The sequence below is a fragment of the Streptomyces xiamenensis genome (assembly GCF_000993785.3).
Taxonomy (GTDB): Bacteria; Actinomycetota; Actinomycetes; order Streptomycetales; family Streptomycetaceae; genus Streptomyces; species Streptomyces xiamenensis.
Genome location: NZ_CP009922.3, coordinates 5,229,427 through 5,252,894, shown reverse-complemented (window position 1 = coordinate 5,252,894; position 23,468 = coordinate 5,229,427). Strand labels below are relative to the sequence as shown.

The 23,468-nt window shown below is 72.6% G+C and carries 18 protein-coding genes and 2 pseudogenes; 6 read left to right on the top strand and 14 right to left on the bottom strand.

Going from position 1 to position 23,468, the window contains the following annotated elements; all coding sequences use genetic code 11:
* Positions 1-96: 96 nt before the first annotated feature.
* Positions 97-1,374 (top strand): FAD-binding protein, encoded by a 1,278-nt coding sequence (locus SXIM_RS24150; protein ID WP_046725113.1) that lies wholly within the window; start codon positions 97-99, stop codon positions 1,372-1,374.
* Here the strand turns inward: SXIM_RS24150 and SXIM_RS24145 are convergent.
* Together SXIM_RS24145 and SXIM_RS24140 are read right to left on the bottom strand one after the other, a co-directional pair.
* Complete coding sequence (locus tag SXIM_RS24145; RefSeq protein WP_376047083.1) at positions 1,275-2,744, bottom strand: DNA polymerase Y family protein; 1,470 nt, start codon at positions 2,742-2,744, stop codon at positions 1,275-1,277. The genes SXIM_RS24150 and SXIM_RS24145 overlap by 100 nt on opposite strands.
* Entirely contained in the window at positions 2,741-6,208 is a 3,468-nt protein-coding gene (locus tag SXIM_RS24140; RefSeq protein ID WP_046725112.1) for a DNA polymerase III subunit alpha, read from the bottom strand. Before SXIM_RS24140 ends, SXIM_RS24145 begins: the two co-directional genes overlap by 4 nt.
* 182 nt (positions 6,209-6,390) lie before the next feature.
* On the opposite strand from SXIM_RS24140, the gene SXIM_RS24135 reads away from it, so the two are divergent.
* Both SXIM_RS24135 and SXIM_RS24130 read left to right on the top strand, forming a co-directional pair.
* Positions 6,391-6,783 (top strand): hypothetical protein, encoded by a 393-nt coding sequence (locus tag SXIM_RS24135; RefSeq protein WP_052385195.1) that lies wholly within the window; start codon positions 6,391-6,393, stop codon positions 6,781-6,783.
* Positions 6,784-6,909: 126 nt separating this feature from the next.
* On the top strand, positions 6,910-7,818 hold the full coding sequence (locus SXIM_RS24130; RefSeq protein WP_046725111.1) for an AraC family transcriptional regulator: 909 nt from the start codon (positions 6,910-6,912) through the stop codon (positions 7,816-7,818).
* Here SXIM_RS24130 and SXIM_RS28325 read toward each other — a convergent pair.
* Entirely contained in the window at positions 7,794-8,003 is a 210-nt protein-coding gene (locus tag SXIM_RS28325) for a DUF6011 domain-containing protein (protein WP_078635395.1), read from the bottom strand. The two genes, SXIM_RS24130 and SXIM_RS28325, sit on opposite strands and share 25 nt — an antisense overlap.
* A 90-nt stretch (positions 8,004-8,093) precedes the next feature.
* The gene (locus SXIM_RS24120) at positions 8,094-8,660 is read right to left on the bottom strand and encodes a nuclease-related domain-containing protein (RefSeq protein ID WP_053116285.1); all 567 of its coding nucleotides are present in this window, start codon (positions 8,658-8,660) and stop codon (positions 8,094-8,096) included.
* A 232-nt stretch (positions 8,661-8,892) separates the two neighbouring features.
* Between SXIM_RS24120 and SXIM_RS24115 the strand changes: the two genes are divergently transcribed.
* Positions 8,893-10,824 carry an AMP-dependent synthetase/ligase gene (locus tag SXIM_RS24115; protein WP_046725110.1) on the top strand — a complete coding sequence of 644 codons (1,932 nt, stop codon included), beginning with the start codon at positions 8,893-8,895 and terminating at the stop codon, positions 10,822-10,824.
* On the opposite strand, the gene SXIM_RS24110 is transcribed toward SXIM_RS24115, so the two are convergent.
* The 5 genes and pseudogenes from SXIM_RS24110 to SXIM_RS24095 form a co-directional block, all read right to left on the bottom strand.
* Positions 10,781-11,623 (bottom strand): glutathione S-transferase C-terminal domain-containing protein, encoded by an 843-nt coding sequence (locus SXIM_RS24110; RefSeq protein ID WP_030731077.1) that lies wholly within the window; start codon positions 11,621-11,623, stop codon positions 10,781-10,783. The two genes, SXIM_RS24115 and SXIM_RS24110, sit on opposite strands and share 44 nt — an antisense overlap.
* Before the next feature lie 72 nt (positions 11,624-11,695).
* Complete coding sequence (locus SXIM_RS27580; protein WP_168222791.1) at positions 11,696-11,863, bottom strand: putative leader peptide; 168 nt, start codon at positions 11,861-11,863, stop codon at positions 11,696-11,698.
* A gap of 76 nt (positions 11,864-11,939) precedes the next feature.
* Positions 11,940-12,377: pseudogene (locus tag SXIM_RS24105) on the bottom strand (LLM class flavin-dependent oxidoreductase); the annotation flags it as partial.
* Positions 12,378-12,787: 410 nt separating this feature from the next.
* The gene (locus tag SXIM_RS24100; protein ID WP_030731074.1) at positions 12,788-13,306 is read right to left on the bottom strand and encodes a hypothetical protein; all 519 of its coding nucleotides are present in this window, start codon (positions 13,304-13,306) and stop codon (positions 12,788-12,790) included.
* 422 nt (positions 13,307-13,728) lie between these two features.
* Positions 13,729-14,409, bottom strand: a complete 681-nt coding sequence (locus tag SXIM_RS24095) for a hypothetical protein (protein WP_046725109.1) — start codon at positions 14,407-14,409, stop codon at positions 13,729-13,731.
* A gap of 302 nt (positions 14,410-14,711) precedes the next feature.
* Between SXIM_RS24095 and SXIM_RS24090 the strand changes: the two are divergent.
* Positions 14,712-15,790 (top strand): annotated as a pseudogene (locus SXIM_RS24090) (MerR family transcriptional regulator).
* A gap of 78 nt (positions 15,791-15,868) precedes the next feature.
* Here SXIM_RS24090 and SXIM_RS24085 read toward each other — a convergent pair.
* From SXIM_RS24085 to SXIM_RS24075, 3 genes are all read right to left on the bottom strand, one after another.
* On the bottom strand, positions 15,869-16,279 hold the full coding sequence (locus tag SXIM_RS24085) for a hypothetical protein (protein ID WP_052385192.1): 411 nt from the start codon (positions 16,277-16,279) through the stop codon (positions 15,869-15,871).
* Positions 16,280-16,381: 102 nt separating this feature from the next.
* Positions 16,382-16,573 carry a hypothetical protein gene (locus tag SXIM_RS24080; protein WP_030731063.1) on the bottom strand — a complete coding sequence of 64 codons (192 nt, stop codon included), beginning with the start codon at positions 16,571-16,573 and terminating at the stop codon, positions 16,382-16,384.
* An 11-nt stretch (positions 16,574-16,584) separates the two neighbouring features.
* Complete coding sequence (locus SXIM_RS24075) at positions 16,585-17,430, bottom strand: Scr1 family TA system antitoxin-like transcriptional regulator (protein WP_046725108.1); 846 nt, start codon at positions 17,428-17,430, stop codon at positions 16,585-16,587.
* A gap of 223 nt (positions 17,431-17,653) precedes the next feature.
* Here SXIM_RS24075 and SXIM_RS24070 point away from each other — a divergent pair, with 223 nt between their 5' ends.
* Positions 17,654-18,148: an ATP-binding protein gene (locus tag SXIM_RS24070; RefSeq protein WP_148236160.1), complete on the top strand. Its 495-nt coding sequence runs from the start codon at positions 17,654-17,656 to the stop codon at positions 18,146-18,148.
* Between the two features lies 1 nt (position 18,149).
* Here the strand turns inward: SXIM_RS24070 and SXIM_RS24065 are convergent, their stop codons facing one another.
* Together SXIM_RS24065 and SXIM_RS24060 are read right to left on the bottom strand one after the other, a co-directional pair.
* On the bottom strand, positions 18,150-21,230 hold the full coding sequence (locus SXIM_RS24065; protein ID WP_046725107.1) for a glycosyl hydrolase 115 family protein: 3,081 nt from the start codon (positions 21,228-21,230) through the stop codon (positions 18,150-18,152).
* Between the two features lie 179 nt (positions 21,231-21,409).
* The gene (locus SXIM_RS24060; RefSeq protein ID WP_174864339.1) at positions 21,410-23,236 is read right to left on the bottom strand and encodes an acyl-CoA dehydrogenase family protein; all 1,827 of its coding nucleotides are present in this window, start codon (positions 23,234-23,236) and stop codon (positions 21,410-21,412) included.
* Positions 23,237-23,468 lie beyond the last annotated feature (232 nt).

Sequence of the window (23,468 nt, the reverse complement as noted above, 5' to 3'; positions counted from 1 at the left end):
GGGAGGTTCGCGTGATCACCTCTGCGTCGCCGCCCGCCGGAAGAAGGTTGCCCGACCACCTGCCCTTTCGTGGTCATTTCGTATTACGGTCAGCGCATGGTGACGATCAACGCGCCCGCGCGCAACTGGGCAGGCAATGTGACCTTCGGCGCCCGGCGGACCCACCGCCCGGCCACCGTCGGGGAACTGCGGCGCATCGTCGCCGGCTCGCCGCAACTGCGCGTCCTGGGCAGCGGCCACTCCTTCAACCTCATCGCCGACACCCCCGGCGATCTGGTCCGGGTGGACGGACTGCCGCCACGCACCGAGATCGACGCGGAACGCCGCCGGGTCACCATCAGCGCCGGGATGCGGTACGCGGAGGTCACCGCCGCCCTGCACGCGGCGGGCTTCGCGCTCGCGAACCTCGCCTCCCTGCCACACATCTCGATCGCCGGCTCCTGCACCACCGGCACCCACGGCTCGGGCAACTCCCAACCGGGCCTGGCCAACGCCGTCACCGCCGTCGAACTGATCGGCCCCGACGGGGAGATCGCCCGCCTGGAGCGCGACGCCGACCCAGACGTCTTCCCCGGCGCGGTCGTCTCGCTCGGCGCGCTGGGCGTGATCACCGCCATGGAGCTGGAGATCGAACCCGCCTTCCAGGCCGCCCAGTGGGTCTACGAGAACGTCCCGCTGGACGGCATCGACACGGCACGGTTCGACGAGATCACCGGCGCCGCGTACAGCGTGTCCACCTTCACCCGCTGGGACGACGGACGCGGCACGGTCGTCCTCAAGCGGCGCCTGGACCGCGAGAGCGGCGCCCACCCCGGCGAGGACTGGCAGGGCGGCACCCTGGCCACCGCCCCCTGGCACCCGATCCCCGGCGCCCCGACCGAACACTCCACCCAGCAGCTGGGCGTACCCGGCCCCTGGCACGAGCGGCTGCCGCACTTCCGGCCCGACTACTCCCCCAGCCACGGCGAGGAGCTCCAGTCCGAACTCTTCCTGCCGCGCTCCGCCGCGCCCGCCGCGTTCGCCGTCCTGCGGGAGCTGGGTGAGCGGATGGCACCGGTGCTCCAGGTCTCCGAGGTCCGCACCATCGCCGCCGACGCGCTGTGGCTCTCGCCGTCCTCCGGGCGCGAGACGGTGGCGTTCCACTTCACCTGGACGCTGGAGACCGAGCGCGTACTCCCGGTGCTGGGCGAGATGGAGGCCCGGCTGCTCCCGCTGGGCGCCCGCCCGCACTGGGGCAAGCTCACCATGATGCCGCCGGCGACGGTCACCGCGAGCTACCCGCGGTTCGCGGACTTCCGGCGGCTGGTGCTCTCCCGGGACCCGGCCGGAGTCTTCCGCAACCCGTTCGTGGCCGCCCTGCTCGGTACGGACTGAGCCGCGCCCGCCGGACCGACCGCCGCCGCCCCGAACCGCCGCCGCGCCCGGTCGGCCGCCGCCTCGGCCGCCCGGCGGCGTTCGTCGCGCGGATCGAGCGTCAGCTGCTGGTGCGCGCGGTCCGCGTCGGCGAGATCGTCGGCGCGCAGGGAGACCGTACGCACCCGGGCCCGCTGAAGACCCAGCACGTCGTGGAGGGCGTGGGCGGCGGCCGCCAGCACGGGGGTGTGGGCGGTCGGTTCGGGGAGGGTACGGCTGCGGGTGGTCGTGGAGCGGTCGGCGTAGCGGACGGTGAGGGTGAGCGTGCGGGCGGTCTGCCCGCTGCCGCGCAGCCGGTAGCCGAGGTCGTCGGCGAGGGCGAGCAGGGCGCCGTGGCGGCGGGCCGGGTCGAGTTCGTCGTGCGGGAAGCGGTGATCGGCGCGCAGTGAACGGGGCGGGGCGGCCGGGGTGACGGGCGTCGGGTCGACGCCGCGGGCCAGTTCGCGCAGCCGGCGGGCGGGCGCCGCGCCCAGGATGCGCTGGAGGGTGGCGGCGGGGGCGGCGTTGACCCGGCCGATGGTGTCCAGGCCGTACCCGTCGAGGGCCCGGGCGGTGGCGGCGCCGATGCCGTGCAGGGCGGTGGGCGGCAGCGGATCGAGGAACGCGCCGGCGTCGGTCACCTCGTGCACCCCGCGGCCCCCGCCCTGCTGTCCGGCCATCCGGGCGAGCAGCGGGTTGCGGGCGACCCCGATGGTGACGTCGACCCCGTGCAGCGCGAGCGCGCGCACCCGGATCAGCTCGGCCAGCGAGACGGCTTCCCGCCCGAAGTACCGGCGGGCCCCGGAGACATCGACGAGCGCGGCGTCGGGCGGCAGCGCCTGGACGATGGGGCTGATGCCGTGCAGCAGATCGAGCAGTCCCGGGTACGCGTCCTCGGCGGCGCCGTGGAAACGGACATACAGTACGGCTCGCTCCCGGGTCCCCGGACGGCTGCCGGTGCCGGGGGCGCTTCCCCCGGGCGCGGCACCGGCCGCACCGGCACTCGGGTCAGCCGGGGGGTCGTCCCCGGGCCGTACCTCCCGCTCCGCCGGGTCCGGTCCGCTGCGCGGACCCGCGTCCATGCCGATGGCCGGAGCATCGGGGCCGTGGCGGTGGGGAACGGGAACGCCGTCGCCCGCCGACGGCGCGTCCCGGCCGACGGTGCCCGCGAGGGCCGGGCCGGGTGCCACGGCGGGGGTCGCCGACGGGCCGGTGCCCGTCCCGCCCGGGGCGGGACCGGACGTACGGTCCGCGGCGGACTGTTCGTGCTCGTGTCCGTGGGCATGGGCGTGGGTGTGGCCACGGCCCGCGCGGTGGCCCGGGCGGCGGTGGCGGCGTTCCGTCGTGGTCATCCGGCGCTCCCCGGGCTGGCGTGCCACAGCTTGCGCGGGCCTGCGGCGTCGCCGGCCGGGCGCAGGTCGGCCCACGGGTGCAGTGCGTACCCTCCCAGCTCGATCGTCCGTCCCCCGCCACGGGGAGACCGCTCGCCCTCCCCGTCCCGTTCCGGCCGCGGCGCGAGGCGTTCGGCCACCGCCTCAAGCCCTCCGGTGCGGCGCAGTCCGGCCAGTTCGGCGAGGTCCCAGGCGGCTTCGCCGACCACGCTCAGGCTGCGCGGCCCGCGCCGCTGGACCGTTCCGCGCACCAGCAGCAGCCACGAGTGGAAGACCGTGTGCGCGCACGCCTCGTGGCTGTCGTCGAAGAAGGCCAGGTCCACCAGGCCCGTCAGATCGTCCAGCGTGGCGAAGATGACCCGCTTGCCGGACCGGATCGGCGGCGTCTGGGTGGCGGCTTTGGCGCCGGCGACCAGCACCGTGGTGCCGTGTTCGGCGTCGCGCAGCGCGCGGGCCGGTACCACTCCCAGCTCCCGCAGGAAGTCCTGGTGCGCGGTCATCAGGTGTCCCGAGGCGTCCATGCCCAGCACACCGAGTTCGGCCTCCGTGCGTTCCTCCGCGTCCAGGTCGGGCAGGCCGGCCGGGGCGGTGCGCGCCGTGTCCGCCAGTGGCAGTTGCCGCGCGCCGCGCGTCTGGCGGTTCTGCTGCCGGTGGAGTTCGGCGATGTGCAGCAGCAGGTCACGGCGGCCCGCGCCGAAGGCGTCGAGTGCTCCGGTGCGGGCGAGCCGTTCGGCGGTGGGCCGGGCGGGGCGGGCCCGCGCGTACAGGTCGCTGAGTGAGGCGTACGGCCGCCCGGCCGCGATCCGTTCGGCTTCCGCCTCGGTGATGCCCTGCACCTCGCTCAGCGCGAGACGTACGCCCAACACCCCTGATTCGCACTCCAGTTCGATTCGATAGCTCACGTCCGAGTGGTTCACGTCCAGCGGCAGGATCGGCACCCCGCGCCGCCGCGCGTCCGCCAGCAGCAGCCGCTTCGGGTACATCCCGGGATCGTGTTCCAGCAGCCCCGCGTAGAAAGCCGCCGGATGGTGCGTCTTCAGCCACGCCGACTGGTACGTGGGCACCGCGAAGGCCACCGCGTGCGCCTTGCAGAAGCCGTAGCTGCCGAACGCCTCCACGATCTCCCAGGTGCGGGCGATCACCTCGGGCGCGTACCCCCGTTTGCCGGCCTCCTCCGCGAACCACGCCCGCACCCGCCCCTGCCGCCGCGGATCGGACAGCGCGCGCCGCCCCTCGTCCGCCATGCCGCGGTCGCAGCCGGTCATCACGCTCAGCACGCCGATGATCTGCTCGTGGAAGACCACCACTCCGTACGTCTCGCGCAGCACCGGCTCCAGGTCGCGGTGCGGGTAGCGGGCCGGCTGCTTCCCGTGCCGCGCGGCGATGAAGGGCCGCACCATGTCGGCGGCGACCGGGCCCGGCCGGAAGAGGGAGATGTCCACCACCAGATCGTGGAAGGTACGCGGCTGGAGCCGGCCGACGAGATCGCGCTGGCCGGGTGATTCGATCTGGAAGCAGCCGAGCGTCTCGGAGGAGCGGATCAGCTCGTAGGTGGCCGGGTCCGGCGGGCCCTGGGTCACGGCGCCGTCGAGGTCGACGCGTTCGCCGGTGGCGCGGTCGATCTCGGTCAGCGCGTACGCCATGGCGGACTGCATCCGCACCCCCAGCACATCGAGCTTGAGCAGCCCCATGTCCTCGACGTCCTCCTTGTCGAACTGCGACATGGCGAAGCCCTCGCCGCTGGTGGGGACGACGGGGGTCCGGGCGCGCAGCGAGCGGTCGGAGAGCAGCACGCCGCAGGGGTGCATGGCGACGCCGCGCGGCAGGGCGTCCAGGGACTCCACCAGCTCCCACAGCCGCGGGTCGTGCTCCTCGGCGGCGATGCCGCGCAGCTCCGGCAGTTCGGCGAGGGCGGAACGGGCGTCGCGGGCGCGGATGTGCGGGAACGCCTTGGCGAGGCGGTCGGTCTCGGCCGGGTCGATGCCCAGGGCCAGGCCGACATCGCGGATGGCGTGCCGTACGCGATAGGTCTCGGGCATGGCGACGGTCGCCACCCGCTCCTCGCCGAAGCGGTCGAAGATGGCGCGGTAGGCGTCGAGGCGGCGGGCGGATTCGACGTCGATGTCGATGTCGGGCAGGACGGCGCGGCGGGTGGAGAGGAAGCGCTCCATGAGCAGGCCGTGTTCGACGGGGTCGGCGAGGGAGATGCCCAGGAGGTGGTTGACGAGGGAGCCCGCGCCCGAGCCCCGGGCGGTGACGCGGATGCCGAGGTCGCGGACATCGTCGACGACCTGGGCGACGGTGAGGAAGTAGGAGGCGAAACCGAGCCGGCCGATGGTGTCCAGCTCCTGGTCGAGGCGTTCCCAGCGGGTACGGTCCCGGTCGTAGCGGCGGGTGACCATGCCGGCTGCGCAGCGGGAGCGCAGCACGCGGTCGGCGGTGCGGGCGTGGGCGCCGACGAGATGGGGCTCGGGGAAGTGGACGCTGCCGATGCCGAGGTCGTCCTCGGGGTCGACGCGGCACTCGGCGGCGGTGTCGCCGGTCTGCTGGAGAAGGCGGTGGGCGGCGTCGCGGCGCAGGCCGGCGGCCTCGGCGACGCGGAGGGCGGCGTCCGCCATGGCGGCGGGGTCCTTGAGCCAGTGTTCGCCGTTGTCGCGGCCGGCGCCGCGCGGGTCGATGGGGACCAGGCGGCGGGCGGAGTCCAGGACGTCGGCGACCGTGCCCTGGCCGGGGTCGGCGTAGCGGACGGCGTTGGTGAGGACGGGGACGACGCCCTGTTCGAGGGCGAACCCGAGCGTCCTGGCGGCGTCGCGCGTGGTGGCCGAGGCGTCGACTTCGAGCCGGAGTCCGGGGCCGAACCGGTCCCGCCAGGGGGCCAGGAGGCGGGCGGCGCGGTCGGGGCGGCCGGCGGCGAGGGCGCGGGCGACCTCGGAGTCGCCGCCGAGGAGGGCCAGGATCGCGCCGTCGGCCGACGCGTCCGCCGCCGTGGCGCTCAGGTCCTCCCGCAGCAGGAAGGGGTGCTTGCCGTCCCGGGCGTGGGCGGCGGTGACCAGCCGGCACAGCTGCGCCCAGCCGGCGGCGCCGTCGCGGGCGAGGAAGAGGGCGCGGGGCGCGGATTCGTCGGTGAAGGCGCCGCCCCGGACGGGGGTACGGCGGCGGGCGGCGGCCGGCGCGCGGTCCTGCGCGCCGGCCGGGTGCAGGTGAACGGCCAGGTCGACCCCGTACAGCGCCCGTACCCCGGCCCGGCCGCAGGCCTTGGAGAACCGCACGGCGCCGGCCAGGGTGTCCCGGTCGGTGAGGGCGAGGGCGTCCATGCCGCGTTCGGCGGCGCGTTCGGCGAGCCGCTCGGGGTGGGAGGCCCCGTACCGGGCGGAGAACCCGGACACGACGCGCAGCTGTGTGAAGCCGCTGCCGTTCGCCGTCATTCCGCACCTCCTGCCTGCCGTCCGGTCCACCATAAACCAGACATCGAACAAACGTCCGATTATCGTGAAGCGGCAGCTCACGGGGGCTGCGCGGGAGCGGGCCGGTGTCCGAAAACACCTCTTGCGGCGGGGTGAGCCATCCGGCGACGGTGGAGGCGACACCAGAAGAGGGAGGCCATCGCATGGCGCGGGGGCGCGGAAACTACCGCCGTAACGACGATGACCGCGGGGGGCGGGCGGCCCGGGAGCGGCGCGAACGCGAGCGGGAGCAGCGGCGGGACCGCGAACAGCGCCGCGACATGGACCGCGGGCGCGAGTGGGACCGTGACCAGGAACGCCGCGCGGACCGCTCCCTGGACCGCGAGCTGGACCGCGACCGCCGCAGGGAGAACGAGCGCGAACGCCGCCTGGACCGCGCCACCCGCCGTGACATCGACCGCGACCGCGACTACGCCCGCGCCGCGCGCCGCACGAGCCGACGCGGCGGAAGCGGCAGCGGCGCCCCGGTGGCGATCGGCCTGGTCCTCTTCCTGGCGGCGCTGCTGGCACTGCTGGGCTGGCTGGTGGTGCGGTAGCCCCCGTTCTCGCTTCCCGCGCGCACCGCACCCACCGCACAGCACCCGATCCTTCCGGGCACAGGATGTCGGGTCCGGCACAGTGGTCCTTTCCTAGCGTGGTCGACACGAAGGAAGGAATCCGGGGTGCTGGAGCGGTTGAATCAGGCGATGGAGTACGTCGAGGGGCATCTCGATCAGCGGATCGAGATGCCCGAGCTGGTGCGGATCGCGCTGACGTCGGAGTACCACTTCCGGCGGATGTTCTCCGCGCTCGCCGGGATGCCGTTGTCCGAGTACGTACGGCGCCGGCGGCTCACGCTCGCCGGTGCCGAGGTGCTGGCCGGGGAGCGGACCCTGCTCGACATCGCCGTCCGCTACGGCTACGGCTCGGGTGAGGCGTTCGCCCGCGCGTTCCGTGCCCTGCACGGGGTCGGGCCGGGCGAGGCCCGCCGTACGGGGGCCGTGCTGCGCTCACAGCCCCGGATGTCCTTTCGCCTCATTGTCGAAGGGAGCAGCAGCATGCGCTATCGCCTGGCCGAGAAGGACGCGTTCACGGTGGTCGGCCGCAAGGCCCGGGTTCCGCTGGTGTACGAGGGCGTCAATCCGGCGATCGCGACGTTCATCAAGAGCATCGGTGCGGACACCATCGAGCGGCTGGAAGAACTGTCCGATCAGGATCCGGCCGGAATTGTCGCCGTGACGGCCAATTTCGAGGACCGTACCGGGCCGGAGGGCACGGAACTGGACTACTACCACGCGGTGGTGACCAGCGCGGCGGCCCCGCCGGATCTCGATGCCCTCGCCGTACCGGCCGGCACCTGGGCGGTGTTCGAGAGTTCGGGGGCGTTCCCGGCCGCTCTCCAGGTCATGTGGCGGGACATCTACACCCAGTGGTTCCCGTCCAACCCGTACCGGAGTGCGCCGGGTCCCGAGATCCTGCGGACCCGGCTCTCCCCGGACGGCACCACGGCCGACGCCGAGCTGTGGATCCCCGTGGAACACGCCGGCGGCGCCGACGCGGGCACCGGTCAGACGCCGGGCAACGTGTCCTGATCGACCTCGGTCACCCGGGGTCGGGGTGCTCCGCGAAGCCTCAGCTTCTCGCGGCACTCCGGCCCCAGCCCCCATGTACGGGCCTCGCGGCCGGTCAGCGGCCGGCCGCAGAGCCGGCAGAAGACGGGGGACCGTTCCGCACGGGGGTCCACGCCCGGCAGCAGCGGTTCATCACTGGGAGACATGCGACAGGTCTATCACTCCGGTCCCGTGCCCGCCTTGCCCCCCGCGTCCCGCGTCTCTCCCCCGGCACAGCGGCTCGCCGAACCACCCGATCATCCCGGGTACGGCGGCAGCCCGGCTTCGGCTCGCTCCATCAACGCCCGCACCGCGCCCGGATCCGGCCGCCGACCGCTCTCGCGGTCGATCTGCCGCAGCAAGGCGAGGAGGCTGTCCGCCGGCACGATCGTGGCGCCCGGGAGGGTGATCCGCCCGCCGGTCACGCGCGCCCCGTGGACGACGACGACCGTGGCCACCGGACGGCCGAGCACCCCCGCGACGGTGCGCGACTCGTACAGCGCGGATTCGACGCGATCGGTACGGTCCTCGGCGCCGTGGAAGACCCGGCCGCTCCGGACGTGGACGGCGTCCTTCGCTCCCCACATCTTCGAGTCGACGTTGACCAGAGCCCCGGTCGGCGTGATGACGAGGTGATCGACGTTGGCCCGTCCCCTGGGCAGTGCACGATCGTGCAGCGAGATCCAGCTGGGGCCGAGCCGTTCGAGCAACCGGCCGGTGCGGCGCTCGCCCTCGGCACCGGCGGCCCACCGTGCGGCGTCCGCGCGATCTCCCTCAGCGGCCCGGCTCCTGATGCCGAATCCGGCCGCCGCGCGACGGCCCACGCCACCGCGGGCACGACGGCGCAACCGGTCGGCCTGGGCGGAAGCAGAGGCACCCGGGCGCGGAGGGCCACCGCCGCGACGTGGCCGGGGCGGGCGGGATGACCGGGGCGAGTGCCGGTACGGCGGCCGGTGGCCTCTGCGGTCCTGCCGTGCCGCCAGTTTGAGGCCGATAGGGACGAGTACGGCGAAGACCGCGACACCGATGAGCAGATCCATGGAACCCCCGCGAGCAATGATCGTAATACCGTACTGCGAAAGGACGTTGGCGAAAGGCGGTTCCGTGGTGCTTGGGCAGGGGCAGGCGCTCAGGCGGGCGCGAGCACGGGCGCAGGGTGGGCCGGGGCCCGTGGTCGAGGTGGTGCGCGAGGAGGGCACGGGGCGGGTGCAGGAGGTGCGCGGCGCACCGTTCACCGCGCCCACCGAATGGGGCAGTGCCGCCGACATCCCGTTCGCCAACGCCGAACAGGCACCCGCCGCCACGGTGATCCGGCGCAAGACGGACGGACACTGGACGGATGTGACCGCCGCCGCCTTCGCCGCCGAGGTACTGGCCGTCGCCAAAGGGCTGATCGCCACCGGCGTCGGGCCCGGGGACCGGGTCGCGCTCAAGGCGCGCACCCGGTACGAGTGGGCCGTCCTCGACTTCGCCATCTGGGCGGCCGGCGCGCAGAGCGTTCCCCTCTACCCCACCGCCTCCGCCGAGCAGACCGCCTGGATGCTCCGGGACAGCGGCGCCGAACTCCTGCTCACCGACGACGATCTCGACGCCGGACGGCTCGACGAGTTGGTGCGCCTGGGTGCCGACATCGGCGACAAGGAGGTGCACCGGCGCCGTACCGCTCTCACCCCGGGCTCCACCGCCACCATCGTCTACACCTCGGGCACCACCGGCCGCCCCCAGCCCTGTGCCCTCAGCCACGGCAATCTGCTCGCCGAGGCCGACAGCCTCACCGGACTCCTCAGGCCCGCCTTCGACATGGTCAGCCGCCGACGCCCCACCGCCCTCGTCCTCCTCCCCCTCGCCCACGTCCTGGGCCGCACGGTCCAACTCGCCTGCCTGTCGGCGCGGATCGTCATCGGCCACGCCTCCAGTGTGCGTCCGGCCGAACTTCGCGCCGACCTCGCCGCCTTCCGCCCCACCTTCCTCGCCGGTGTGCCCCGTCTCTTCGAGAAGATCCACTCCACCGCCCGCACCAGCGCCGAACGCGTGCGCCGCGCCGCCTCCTTCGCCCGCGCCGACCGCGTGGCCGTCGCATACGGGCGGCAGACCCTGCGGTACGGCCTCGGCGGTCCCGCCCCGCGCCTTGGCCTGCGGCTGGCCCACGCCGTCTACGATCTGCTCATCTACCGCCGCGTCCGCGCCGCGCTGGGCGGCCGGGTTCGGTACGCGCTCTGCGGTGGCGCACCACTCGACGCCCGCCTCACCCACTTCTTCCTCGGCGCCGGCATCGCCGTCTACGAGGGGTACGCGCCGACCGAGACCGGCACGGCGGTCACCCTCGTGCCCCCGCTCGGGCCGCGCCCGGGCACGGTCGGGCAGCCGCTGCCCGGCACCGCCGTACGGATCGCCGCCGACGGCGAGATCGAGGTCAAAGGCCCCACCGTCGCCACGGACGGCTGGCTGGCGACCGGTGACCTCGGCGCACTCGACGCCGACGGCTATCTCACGATCATCGGACGCAAGAAGGACCTGATCGTCACCAGCGGCGGCAGAACCGTTTCCCCCGCCCTCCTGGAGAACCGGCTGCGCGCCCATCCGCCGCTCGGCCCCTGCCTGGTCATCGGCGACCGGCGCCCCTTCGTCGCGGCGCTGATCACCCTGGACCCCGACGCGCTCGCGCACTGGCTGCGCACGCGGCGGCCCCCGTACCCGCCCGACACGCCCTTCGCCACCCTGCGCGAGGACCCCGCCGTGCGGGCCCACGTGCAGCGCGCCGTCGACGCCGCCAACTCCGCCGTCTCCCCCGCCGGGTCGATCCGCGCCTTCGTCATCGTCGAGGGCGCCTTCACCGAGGAGAACGGCCTGCTGACCCCGTCGCTGAGGATCCGCCGCCCGGCCGTCGCGAAGGCGTACGCGCGCGACATCGCCCGCCTGTACACGGACCTTCCGGCCGTGCCCGCTACACGTAACTCCCGGCCGGTTCGACCGCCGTCCAGTCGATGATCTGGACGGCCGCCCCCGCCGCCTCAAGACCGCGGCACCGGGAGTGGTGCCGCTGGTGGATCTCCTCCAGCCGCAGCTGATCACGGAAGGCGGGCAGCGCCAGCAGCCGGCGTGCGTACGCCCACAGCCATGGGTGACCGGCGATCCGCCGCACGGTGTCCGCGCCCAGGTGCCAGCGGTGCACCGTGTCCAACTGCACCAGCGTCACCCACAGATGGACGTCGGCGGCGGTGATCGACTCCCCCAGCAGATACGGGCCGCCCGGCTCGGCCAGCCGCTCCTCCACCCGGTCCAGCGCGGCCAGCAGCGCTTCGACGGCGCCCGTGCCGGCCTCCCGCTCCCCGGCCCGCTGGGCGGCCCCGTTGATGCCCTCCTCGAACAGCTCGCCCAGCTCCGTGATCTCCGCCTCGGCGGCGGACGGGTACAGCTCGGGAGCGTCGCCGTCCCGGAAGCGGGTGGCGAGATCGCGCAGGATGTGCTGCGCGTGGTTGCTGACGACCCGCCCGGTCCAGCGGTCGCGCAGCACGGGCGCGACAGCCGGGCCGGTGTGGCCGTGCCGGGTGGCGGTGTACGCGCTGTGCAGCGCCGCGTACCCGCCGCCGGTCCCGTCGGGGACGGCGGGGAGGGTGGTGAGCGCGACGGTGTCCGTCAGCCCCAGCAGTGCGTGGGTGATGGCGATGCGCAGACAGCTGGGACAGGAGAGCGAAAGGTAGAGGTGGTAGCGGTGGGGCGCGGCGTGGAAACCGCTGCGGGCGTCGGAAAAGATCCGGCCCCGGAACTCCGGCGGCGTGTGCGACATGGCTCTCCTCGGGGGCGCGCGGGCATGCGAAGAAGCGGCCCACTCGTAGGAGGGGCCGCTCGCGGGGAGGGGTTACGCGGCGCTGGAGGTGCGCAGCAGATCGATGTGCCGGCGGGAGGTGAGCGCCGGACGCCGGATGGCGCCGGTGGCGCTGTCCGCGCAGGGAGTGGTCGCGCGGGTGGTGACGCCGGTCGTGGCCGGGCGCGTGGCACAGCCGGCCTCCGGATCACCACCATTCATGAACAACCCCGCCCGTCCCGCTCGTTCCGCCGGTGCGCGTCCTGCGCCGGGACCAGCCCGGCACAGGACCATGACCTCAGTTCACGGCGAGCTGCGCATCGCGCTTGGCCATTCCCTCCCGGACGATCGGGATGACGTGGCGGTCGAAGTCGATGGCGTCGCCGAGCAGGTCGTAACCCCGCGCCGAGATGATGTCCACTCCGAGGTCGTCATAATCCAGCAGGGCCTGGGCAACTGTCTCCGGAGTGCCGACGAGGGCATGGGAGTTGCCGGCCCCGCCGGTGGCGGCGGCGGTCGGCGTCCACAGCGCGCGATCGAAGTGCTCACCGCGCTCGGCGAGGGCGATCAGCCGCTGTGAGCCGGTGTTCCCGGGCGCCTGGCGCGGCACGCGGTGGGCGCGGATAGCGCCGACCGTACGGTGTGCCTTCTCCCAGGCCAGTTCCTCGGTCGGGGCGATGATCGGCCGGAACGCGACCTGGATGCGGGGCACTTCCTCGCGCCCGGCGGCGGTCGCGGTGCCCGCGCCGAGCGGGGCGATCAGCAGGGCGTGAGCGGCGGTGAGGACGTCGGCGAGAGTCAGCCGGCTCCGCGGGACGCGGCGGAGCGGGAGCGTCGGATGGACGTGAACCACCTCCTGGCACAGGAAAGGTGGGGGTGTCAGGGTGACGGGACGAGTACGGGGCCCGGCCGGAACCGGGACAGGGCAGGCCGGGCCACCGTCTCGTCATGGTCGTGGCGCGTGAAACGTGGGGGTGTTGGGCGCTCACCGCGTCTTGGTGTGAGCGCGCCAGCAGTCACGCACACCAACCCGCCATGCCTAAGGGGAGTTCGGGATCTCTTCGTGGTACAGCCCGCTGGCAACGCCGCTGACGTGGTGGGCTTAGACTCAGCGAATTTCGGTGGCCGGAAACGACGCCGGCCGGCTCAGCAGCTTTCGCAGGTGAAGTACAGCCCCTCCCAGTGGTCGCTCATCTGCGTGAAGTAGTTGCCCATGCCCGTCCAGTACCGGGGCACGTCGTCATCGGGGCGATTCTCTATGAACCTGTAGTTGTCCACCACGAAGTCTTCGAGGCAGCTGTTGAACGAGTAGTCCAGCCGGAAGCCCTCCCCGTGGCTGTAGGGCTCGGACGGGTGGCCGCTTTCCGTACCGCCGACGATATTGATGTCGCAGCCGCTGCGGAGCTTGAGGACTTGCGCCGCCCGGGCCGTATCCCAGTTGAGCTCCTCGAAGGACGTACACGCCCGGTCTTCACGGTCGGAACAGTTGCCGACGGACGACCAGGTGATGCCGACCTCCTCGAACATCTCGACGGCGCGCTCGTGCGAAATCTTGTCCGGAATCCACGTCACCTCGGGGCCGGTGGCCGCCCCGGCCGTGGCCGGGGCGGCCACGAGAGCGGTACCGCTGAGCGCCAGGGCCGCGATCACCGATCGCATACGCATGAGTGGGAACCTCCTGCTGTGGGGAGCGCCCGAAATGGGCGCGTGTGCGTCAGATGGCCATGTGGCCGATTGGCGTGCAGGTGGTGCCCGGTCATGCTGCCCGAGAGTTCCGGGCATTTGCTATGCCGGTCCGGGCAGTCTGGCGGTGCCACCCCGGGCAGCCTTGCGGGCAATGTCCCCGGGGGGCGTTTGTCCGCCATCGGCCGGTGGTATTGGCCCGCACCCCGATGGGTCGGCGGCGCCCGGCCCGGGCGAGTCGGCCGGCCGTGCCGCGACCGGACTCGCCCGGCCCGCCTTCGTCACCCGAAAGCGCGGACGGCCTCCTCAGCCGCCGCAGTTGTAGTAGGTCACGTCCCCGTGGTCGCCCTCACGGGCGTAGATGTTCCCACTTCGACGTCCTGGCGGCCCGCGTCGGCCTGCCGTTACTTCTTCCTGGTGTCCCAGGGGTTGGCGCCGAAGGTGCGCAGCAGGACGATGAGCGCGGCGCCCAGCCGCCAGTCCACCTCCGGGGCGTGCAGATGCAGCTTGTCGCCACGGGTACGGAACTCCAGCGGCATCCGCCCGCCCGCACGCCACCTGATCCTGCGGGGGCCGCGGGCGACGCCGCCCTCATTGCCGGCCACGCTGTCGAAGATGGTGAACAGCAGGATCATCACTTGCAGCGGCAGCAGCAGCCACCACAGGCACCACCACAGGATCCGGCCCTTGAAGCCGACCACCTCGGGGCCGCCGGCGGGCGTCACCGTCCAGCGGGTACGAAGTCCCCTGCCGCGCAGCGCCTTCTCCCGCTTGAACATACCGAGGTGCTCGCCGCCCGCGCCGAGCACCTGGAACGTCGCGACGCCACCGGTGGCGGACCGGGTCACCAGCGTGGCCACACGTTCCCGACGGTGCTCGTCCGCCCACAGGACGAACGAGCGGGTGCCGCTGCGACGCGCCGAGAGGTACGCGGGTACACCGCCCGGCGGCAGTTCGCGCTCCACGTAGGCGATGACCTGCGCCGGGCCGGATGCGCCGGTGAGCTCGACCACGTTCTTGACAGGCGCGGACGGGTCGCCGCTGTCCAGGTACGGGGAGATCTTCACGGTCAGTACGTTGCTCATGCGGGCGTCCTCCGTGGTCGGCCGGCTGCTGGATCCGGCCCCACCCACTCGACGCCGTTCGCGAGGGCCGTAGTTGCGGTGTGGTGCGGAAAGCCGAAGGATCCGCCGAGCCGGAGCCCGCCCCTGAAGCGGCCGCAACGGGTGAGGACTCGTCAGAAGGTGGCATGACGCGCGGAGGAGATCCGTCGGTCTCCGTACGGAGACCGTGGGACGGGGGCGGAAACCGTGGTTGACCTTCACCTTGGGGCAGCCCGCAGCATCGGTGAGGCCGGGCGACGCGCTCGGTATGAGGAGGAACGAGCATGGGGTTGCTGACCATCGGGGCGTTCGCGAAGGCGTCCCGGCTGTCACCGAAGGCACTGCGTCTTTACGACGAGCTCGGTCTGCTGACCCCCGCCCGTGTCGACCCGGTGACCGGCTACCGCCGCTACGCACCGGAACAGTTGGAACAGGCCCGACTGGTCGCCTGGCTCCGGCGCCTGGACATGCCCCTGGCCCGCATCCAACGCGTCTGGCGCTGGACGCGGGCCCGGCGGGCCAGGAGGTCCGCGCGTTCTGGGCCCAGGTCGAGGCCGACACCGCCGCACGGCGGGACCTGGCCACCTTCCTCATCGACCACTTGTCCCGAAAGGACCCCGCCATGTCCGCGAACGCCGCGCCCCTGGCCATCCGTTACGCCGCTCTTTCCGACACCGGCCTGGTCCGCGAGAGCAACCAGGACACCGCCTACGCCGGGCCCCGGCTGCTCGCCGTCGCCGACGGCTGCGGCAGCCGGGGAGGCCCGGCCGGCGCAGCCGCCATCGGCGCGCTCAAGCGCCTTGAGACCGGCGGCCTCCCGGCCGGAAATCTCCTGAACGTTCTCGAAGACGTCGTCGACCAGGCCCAGCAGGCCGTCCACTCCGTAGCCGGAAGCGGGACTTCGGCCGAGGACACCGGCACGACGCTCACCGCGATGCTCTGGACGGGGTCGCAGCTGGCCCTCGTCCACATCGGCGACTCCCGCGTCTACCTCCTGCGTGAGGGAGAACTGTTCCAGATCACCCACGACCACACCCTGGTCCAGTCGATGGTCGACGAAGGACGCCTCAGCCCGGAGGAAGCCGCCTCCCATCCTCAGCGGTCGCTGCTGGCCCGGGCCCTGGGCCAGGGCGCCGCTGCCACCCCCGACATGCGCCTGCACGACGCGCGGCGGGACGACCGGTACCTGCTCTGCTCCGACGGCCTGTCGACCGTCGTACCGGACCAAGACATCCGCCACGTGCTCGCCGGAATGGGCGCACCCGAACAGGCCGTCCGCGAACTCATCGCCCTCGCCAACGCCTCTGGCGGCCCCGACAACGTCAGCTGCGTGGTCGCCGATGTCGTGGAGGAGCAGCGATAGGAGCAAAACGGCAGCGACCACATATCCGGCAAGGGGCCGAGACGCACACCCGCACTCGGCGGTCCTGGCCTTGAGGGCTCAGGGCGTGTGTCCCGTCGTGAGGGTTCCGTCCGGGTGAGCACCCTCGGTACGGGCGTCCGGCGCGCCGGTGTGCGGTGCGCGCCGCTGCTGCCGCACCCGCTGCGTCATGACGGCCCCCGGGACGGCAAGCGCGATCAGGAGCGGCATCGCGGCGGCAATCGCGACCCAGAGAATCAGGGCGAGGTACCCGTAGGCCGCGGTCCCCGTGTCCCGGTCCGCCACCAGGAGCAGGACGACGCTCACCAGGAACGCGACCACCATCAGGGCGCCGAGGGCGATGGCGAGGCCGAGGAGGATGCCCGCCCACCGCCGGTAGGCGTCGCTGACTCCCCCGGCCCGCGATGCCACGTACGCCACGGGCGCGGCGGTCATCGGGTCGGGGTGCGGGGCTGGCTGCTGGTCGGACATGAAGCCCCATTCTCCTGTGCACTGACCCTGAACACCAGCCTCGCCCCCTCCGGCCCGCACCGGTACGCGGGCGACAGCGGAGCCCGCTGCCGCCCGCTGCGTTCACAACAGGTGGTCGGCCTTGCCGGCCTTGATCTCCCGGATCATCGTGGCGAGGGCCTCGCGGGAATCCGAGATGGACAGGTGCTCCTGCCCGGCGACCGCTATGTAGGCGTTGCCCGCGCCGTCCGTGCCCAGGCGGAAGCAGTTCGAGCTCTCGGCGCAGAAGGGCTCTTCCCAAGCAATGTCAGACATCTCTTCTCCTGTCAGCCGGTCAAAGCGGAGATGAAGTCCCGCGATGCGCTGGGACCGAGGGAAACGCTGTGCATCCAGTCGAGTTGCGAGCGGTACTTGTCGAGTTGGGACGGCGCGTGGGTGAACGCAGGACCATGGGCCGTGTCCAACTGGACGGTATCGAGCTGAGGAACAACACCTCGAATATCGCAGATGGCCTGTCCAGCCCCTGGGAAGGCTCCGGAGGAGAACGGCAGGACCCGGATCTCCACGTTGTCCAGCTGCCCCACTTCACACAGGTGCTCCAGTTGGGTGCGCATGCTCTTCACTCCCCCGAACTCGATACGCAGAGCCGCCTCGTGGATGTAGGCGGTGTAAGCGATGGGAGGTTCGCGGTGAAGTACCTGCTGTCGCTGCATCCGCATTGCCACACGGAGCTCCACCTCGTGGGGCGACAGCGGAGGCAGCGCCGCGTTGCCGACGGCGCGCACATAGCCGTCGGTCTGGAGCAGCCCGGGTACATGAAGGAAGGATCCGGTGCGGATGACGGTGGAGTGCCATTCGCACTCGGCGATGTCCAGGAGTCCCGCCGGCAGTTGTCCCCGGAAGGTCTCCCACCAGTCCTTCGGACGCGGCTCGGCCATCGCCGCCAGCGCGTTGATGTACGCCTCGTCCCGGCAGTCGTAGTTACACGCCAGGGTGCGGACCCGTTCCGGTGTGATGACGCGGACTCCGGACTCGATGTTGGCGATCCTGGTCCGCTCCAGTCCGAGCAGCCGGGCCGCGAACTCCGTGGTCTCGCCCGCGTCGGTACGCATCTTCCGTAGCTCCGCACCGAGTCGCTTCTGACGTTCGGTGGGAGTGCTCCGTGGTGGCATCTCTCGTTCCCTCAGCCGATGTCGGCGCCAGTCTGCTCTTCGGTGGCCGGGACGCCCACCCGTTCGTGTTAATTACCACCTTTCAGTGGCGGATGACCCGACCATACCCTACGTTGGGTAACGCGCTGCTCTCGCTCGGCAAGATCCGGATCCCGTGCGAGCACGCCCCTGTGGCTATTCGTGCCACCTCCTTCAACGAGCCATGTGCAAGAGCGGAGTTGCCATGTCCGAAACCGACCGGCTTGCTCGCCTCGTCCCCGTACCGCCGACCGGCTTCTGCCCGCCGGTGGGAGCGGGCGGAGCCGAACCTCATCCAGGGAATCTCGCCTACGGATTCAGCCTTCCGGCCTGCCCCTCGACCCCCGTCATCGCGCATGAGACAGCCGAACTTGTCTTTGACGTACACCAGATCTACTCGTTGGCGGAGCCCGGCCTGGAGCTGGTGCGGGCTCTCACCACCTACGCCTGCCGCTTCGCCCGGGAGGGACAGGAGGTGCATCTGACGCTGTACCAGAAAGAGAACACGTTGCGGGTTGATGTGTACGACCCGCATGCCTGTCACGGCTGCGACGATCTGCGCCGGGACGGTCTGCTGGAGACCGGGCGACTCGTGCGGCGTCATCACGGGGAGTGGGGATTCGATGCCAGCGAGCGCCCCGGGGCCGGGACCCGGACCTGGGCAACTCTGCTGGACATCCCGCGCCGCTGGGCCGCCTGAGTCAGCGCAGGCGCAGGCTCTCGGGAGGGCCGAGGTAGCTGGGGCGGAGGCCGCCGGTGTCCGCCACCAGTTTCTGGACGACCATCGTGGGGTCCACCATCCACAGCTTCAGGGTGTGGCGGCCGGCGGTCATGAGGGTGTGGTCGGTCGCCGTCAGGTTGATGTTGTCCGAGGTGTTGCGCTCCCACTGCTTGTTCATCGCCGTGTCGTCGGCGCCCGTGGCGGTCGTGATGTTCACCTCCTGCGGCGGCTGGTCGTCGAAGGAGACCGCGTACGTCAGGCCGTCCGTCGGCAGGACGTTGTTCCTCGGGGAGGCGTACACCCACAGTCGCAGCCGCCCCGCACTGAACAGCGTCAGGTCGTACTCCAGGCACGGCCCGGCGCCCGGGGCGAAGCGGGCGGCGGTCACCGGGAAGGGGGTCATCGCGGCACCGGTGCGGCCCGCGTCCGGCAGGCGGTGCCAGCGGACGCCGCCCGCGCCCACCGCGCGGGTGTGGTGGTCGGCCTCCATGGCCACGTAGCCGCCCGCCTCGATGAAGCCCTTCAGCTCGTGCCGGTTGACCTCCGGCCGGTGGACGGGGGCCAGGACGCGGGCCTTCGCGCCGTTCGGGCCACGCACCGTGATCGAGGCCCGCGTCCGGCCGCGGGGCGCCTTCGCCCAGTCGACCGTCACCGTGACCCGCAGCTGGTCGCCCACCGGCACGCCGGAGTGGGAGACCTTCAGCCACTTCTCGGACGGCGTCACCGTGCAGGAGAAGGGCCGCTGTCCCCGGTTGAAGATCTCGATGTACTGCTCGGGGGCGGTCTGGTACGGGGAGAACTCCGGGAGGACCAGTGGTTCCTTCGTATCCGGCCACCACGCGGTCGAGCCGTCCACGGCCACCCCCAGCTCAGCTCGTTCCGGCACGTCGATGCGGCGCGGAGCGGGGTGGATGGCGTCCGGCAGCGCCTGGTGGTCGGGGGTCTGGGGCTGCTGCCAGCCGGCGTCGGGGCCGTACCGCTCCACGTCCCCGTAGCCGATCTTCGGCTGGGTCTGGAACCCGCTCCACTTCCCGTCGGCCAGCGTGGTGTTGTAGTAATCCGACATCGCGCGGTCGTCCGCGAACCGGGCCTCGGCCGCGTCCGCCAGCGCGTTGGTGGCGGCCCGCCCCTGTCGGGCGTAGAGCAAGCCGGTGAACTGGGCGGCGCGCAGGGCGTACAGGTTCGCCGTGGCCTCCACCTGGTACTGGACCAGCTGGTAGTAGGCGTCGCGCTGTTCGGCCGGGAGGGTGTGCGCGATGCGTTCCGCCCGGTCGTCCAGGTGTTCCCACTCGGCCGTGACGCGTTCCAGTTCGCGGTAGTTCTCCAGTGAGTAGGGGGTGGCCGCGTCGTCGTGGAACACCTCCCCCGTGTCCGGGTCCACGGTGATGCGCCGGTTCAGCAGTTCCGGCTTGCGGCGGGACTGGAGGACCCCGTACGTGTGCAGGACCTCGGCGATCTCCGCCGCGTGGCGCGGGCCGAAGTTCGTCTCCGCGTAGGCACGTTCCCACTCCCCCAGCCGGTCCAGGGTCCAGCGACCGGGGTCCCAGGCGTAGTCCAGGAAGAATTGCAGCGGGAGTTCCTCCGCCTTCATGTCGCCGCAGTTGACCACCCACAGGCGGTCGACGCCGTACTGGTGGGCCAGGTGCAGCTGTTCCCAGGTGGAGGCGAGGTTGACGGTGTCGACCCACTTGTAGTTGCGGCCGACGCCGACGTAGTCGAAGTGGTAGTACAGGCCGTAGCCGCCGGAGCGTTCGGGGAGGCTCTGGTCGGGGAGCTTGCGCAGGTTGCCCCAGTTGTCGTCGCAGAAGATGACCGTGACGTCGTCCGGTGGGCGCAGGCCCTGGTCCCAGTAGCGCTGCACTTCCTTGTACAGGGTCTGGACCTGCGGGACGTCCAGGTGGCCGGCGTCCTTCAGGATGTCGCGCTGCGCGGCCAGGATGGATTCCATCAGCTCGATGCCGTCGCCGTCCGGCAGGCTGACGTCGCCGTTGCCCCGCATGCCGAGGGTGACCACGCCCTCGAAGTCCTCCTCCTTCATGCGGCGGATGCCGTCCGCCCAGTAGCGTTCGACCGCTTCGCGGTTGCGGCGGTAGCTCCACTCCCCGTTGCCGCCGTACGGGTCGGTGCCGCCGCCGGCGTGCCGGTTCCACTCCTCGATGCCGCGCATCATCGGCCCCTCGTGGGAGGTGCCCATGACGATGCCGTACTCCTTGGCGGTGGCGTGGTTCGCCGGGTCGTCCTCGGCGAAGGCCCGGCCCCACACGGCCGGCCACAGGTAGTTGGCCTTCAGGCGGAGCATGACCTCGAAGACGCGGGCGTAGAGGGCGCTGGTGAAGCCGCCCGGGTGGCCGGGCGCGTGTCCAGGGCCGAAGTGCCGCGGGGCCCAGGTGCCCAGGGCAGGGTTCTCGTCGTTGATGAAGAAGCCCCGGTACTTCACGGCCGGGGTGCCCTGGGTGTGCCGGCCGGGCAGGACGTACGCGCGCTCGCGGCGCCGGGCGGGGACGTCGTTCCACCAGTACCAGGGGGAGACGCCGAGCTGGCGGGAGGTCTCGTACACGCCGTAGATGGTGCCGCGCTGGTCGCTGCCCGCGATGACCAGGGCGCGGTCCACGCCGGGGGCCGGGTCGTCGACGATCTGCTGGAGGCTGGTCTCCCAGCGGCCCTCGATACCGCTGACGTCGAGCCGGCCACCGGCGATCAGCCGGTCGACGAAGGGGCTGCGGCCGATGGTGCCGATGATGACGATCTCACGGGCGGCCGTGGCGGGGAGGCCGTCGTGGTGGTGGTGATGGTGGACGGCGGGTGCGACGCCGGTGACCCGTTCGATGTCGTCCCGCAGGTCGCCGGTGACGCGCAGCACGCCGGGATGGTCGGCGGAACTCACCACCAGCGGCGCCGCTGTGCCGCTCGCGGCCAGGGTGAGGGAGCCCGGCTGCCAAGTCGAGGCGATGAAGGTGGAGCTCCTGCGCCCGGTGGCCTGGGCGGGGGTGGCGGCGGGCACGGCGGCGGCTGTCGCCGCGGTCAGCGGAAGCAGGCTCAGAAACGCACGGCGGCTCGTCATGTCCGCGATAATTTCCGGGATTCTTCCGGAAGGTAAGGGGGTGGGAGCCCTGAAAGTTTTCCGACGCCGCCCCTCCGGATCCGCGAATCCTGCGTCCTCCCGGGACCCCTGCCGTCCCCCGCCGCCCCCACCGGGCTGGACGGCGGGGCGGCCGGACGGTGGGGGCAGCGGGCCGCTCCTCAGGGTTCCGACAGCATCGGGAGCGAGGCCAGATACTCCTCCGGCAGCCCGAACGCGTCTCCCAGACACGCCAGATGTGGGGCGAGCCGGGCGATCGTCCGCTCCACGGCGGCCGGGACATCCCGTACCTGATCCGCCCTCAGGTGGCCGTCCGCCAGCAACTCCCCCGTGCGGCCCGCGAGGGTCCGCAGCAGGAACAGGCGGCGCAGATCGCTCAGTACGGCCCGGGTCGGGCCGTGCCCGACGGTGGCCTCCGCCGCGGCGAAGGCGTCCGCCGCGCGGCCGGCGGCGTGCAGCGCGACGAGTTCGAGGACGGCCCCCGAGGCGCCGTTCCAGCGGGCCAGTGAATCGCCGCGCGGCCCCGACCGCAGATCGGCGCGGGCCCGCTCGTGCCAGCACGTCTCCACCGCCGCCAGCAGCGCCCGCAGCGCGTCCGGATCCGCCACGTCGCTCGTGCCGGGCGGGGCGGCCGGGAGGACGGAGGGGGTGGGCGCGAACAGCAACTCGGCCCCGGCCTTGCACCAGATCGCCAGATTGTCGCCCTCGGCGGTGATCGCCCCCTCCGTGTTGGCCGCGTGCTCGGCCAGCCCGTTCACGGGGAACAGCCCCCGGGCGCCGCAGCGTTCGCGGGCCTCGGTGATGACCTGCCGCGCCTGCCAGGTGATCCAGCCCTTGGCGATGGCCGCCTCCCGCTCCGCCTCGGCCCGTTCCGCCTCGGGCGCGTCGATCGCGACTGCGGTCGTCCGGCGGTGCAGGAACGTCATGGCGAAGGCGTGCGCCACCGCCTCCAGCAGCCGCCCGGTGTGGCTGCGGTGCGCCGCCAGGGGCACCCGGCGGCCGGCCGCCGGCGCGGAGATGTGGCGCTGGTGGGCGTGGCGGATCGCGATGGCCAGCGCGGCCCGCGCGCCGCCGAGGGTGGCGGCGCTCATGCACAGCTTGCCGGTGGTCACCCGGCCGATGGCCGACAGGAAGCGCCGGCGCGGGCTGCGTACGGCGCTGTCGAACCGGCCGTCGGGGGTGAGCGTGCCGTGGGCGCCCTGGAGGAGCGCGGTGTACGGCAGCCGCACGCCGTCGAAGGTGGTGGCGCAGTGGTCGACCGGGCTGCCGACGCGGTCGGGGAGTTCCTCGATCCGGATGCCGGGCAGCGGGCCGTCGGCGTCCGAGAGCGGGGTGAGGAAGAGGAAGACACCGTGATCCTCACCGGCGACCAGCAGCCGTGCGGCGACCACGGCGCTCTTGGGGCCGCCCGCGGGGCCGGTGTTGGGCATGTACTTGCGCGCGCCCCGGTCCGGGGTGTGCAGCACGAAGCCGCGTGACCTGGGGTCGTGGCGGGCGGTGGTGCGCAGCGCGGCGGCGTCGTTCCCGTGGTCGTACTCGGTGCACAGAAACGTTCCGACACGGTCCATGGCCGTGATGTCCCGCAGGTCCCGGGAGGCGGAGCGGTCATCGTCCAGCAGGCTGCCGAGGAACAGGTTGTAGTGGATGCCGGCCACCGTCGCCAGTGCGCCGTCCGCCACGGCCAGCCACTCGTGGGCGGCGGCCAGCCCGCGCGGGTCCAGGGCGAGCGCGATGGCGTCCCCGTGGCGCTCGTTGACCAGGCGCAGCCGGTCGTAGGTCTCCCGGTGGCGTTCCTCCCGCCGCAGTCGCGGATGGTGGTGCAGACGCTCGTCGCGCAGCAGGCCGCGCCAGAACGCGTGGGGGTTCCCCGGGCCGTCCCGCAGCAGCAGGGCGGTCAGCGCCCGGGAGTCGGGGAGCCCGGGTGCGGTGGGTGCGCGATACGGAGCGGGGACGACGGTGCGGAGCGGACCCGTGGTGGCGCCGGTCATGGGCAGATCCATTTCACGCAGAGCAGTGGGTTGCTCGCGCTAGGTTAAGGCCATGGGCTGTGTGATCCCAACACGCCCTGGTGGAAGGGGAATCGGGCGCTTCCGCGGCGGGCGGTGGCGCGCGTCGGCGGAACGGGCCCGTCGCCCGCCGGGCGCGGCTTCGCCGGGAACCGCGGCACGCGGCGGGGTCCGGTCCGCGCATCGTCGAGGTGGTGCCCGATGCGGCATGATG

Coding starts and splice junctions, on each gene's coding strand:
- SXIM_RS24150 (WP_046725113.1), top strand. CDS start 97: ATGGTGACGATCAACGCGCCCGCGCGCAACTGGGCAGGCAATGTGACC.
- SXIM_RS24145 (WP_376047083.1), bottom strand. CDS start 2,744: ATGACCACGACGGAACGCCGCCACCGCCGCCCGGGCCACCGCGCGGGC.
- SXIM_RS24140 (WP_046725112.1), bottom strand. CDS start 6,208: ATGACGGCGAACGGCAGCGGCTTCACACAGCTGCGCGTCGTGTCCGGG.
- SXIM_RS24135 (WP_052385195.1), top strand. CDS start 6,391: ATGGCGCGGGGGCGCGGAAACTACCGCCGTAACGACGATGACCGCGGG.
- SXIM_RS28325 (WP_078635395.1), bottom strand. CDS start 8,003: ATGTCTCCCAGTGATGAACCGCTGCTGCCGGGCGTGGACCCCCGTGCG.
- SXIM_RS24115 (WP_046725110.1), top strand. CDS start 8,893: ATGATCGTAATACCGTACTGCGAAAGGACGTTGGCGAAAGGCGGTTCC.
- SXIM_RS24110 (WP_030731077.1), bottom strand. CDS start 11,623: ATGTCGCACACGCCGCCGGAGTTCCGGGGCCGGATCTTTTCCGACGCC.
- SXIM_RS27580 (WP_168222791.1), bottom strand. CDS start 11,863: ATGAATGGTGGTGATCCGGAGGCCGGCTGTGCCACGCGCCCGGCCACG.
- SXIM_RS24100 (WP_030731074.1), bottom strand. CDS start 13,306: ATGCGTATGCGATCGGTGATCGCGGCCCTGGCGCTCAGCGGTACCGCT.
- SXIM_RS24095 (WP_046725109.1), bottom strand. CDS start 14,409: ATGAGCAACGTACTGACCGTGAAGATCTCCCCGTACCTGGACAGCGGC.
- SXIM_RS24085 (WP_052385192.1), bottom strand. CDS start 16,279: ATGTCCGACCAGCAGCCAGCCCCGCACCCCGACCCGATGACCGCCGCG.
- SXIM_RS24080 (WP_030731063.1), bottom strand. CDS start 16,573: ATGTCTGACATTGCTTGGGAAGAGCCCTTCTGCGCCGAGAGCTCGAAC.
- SXIM_RS24075 (WP_046725108.1), bottom strand. CDS start 17,430: ATGCCACCACGGAGCACTCCCACCGAACGTCAGAAGCGACTCGGTGCG.
- SXIM_RS24070 (WP_148236160.1), top strand. CDS start 17,654: ATGTCCGAAACCGACCGGCTTGCTCGCCTCGTCCCCGTACCGCCGACC.
- SXIM_RS24065 (WP_046725107.1), bottom strand. CDS start 21,230: ATGACGAGCCGCCGTGCGTTTCTGAGCCTGCTTCCGCTGACCGCGGCG.
- SXIM_RS24060 (WP_174864339.1), bottom strand. CDS start 23,236: ATGACCGGCGCCACCACGGGTCCGCTCCGCACCGTCGTCCCCGCTCCG.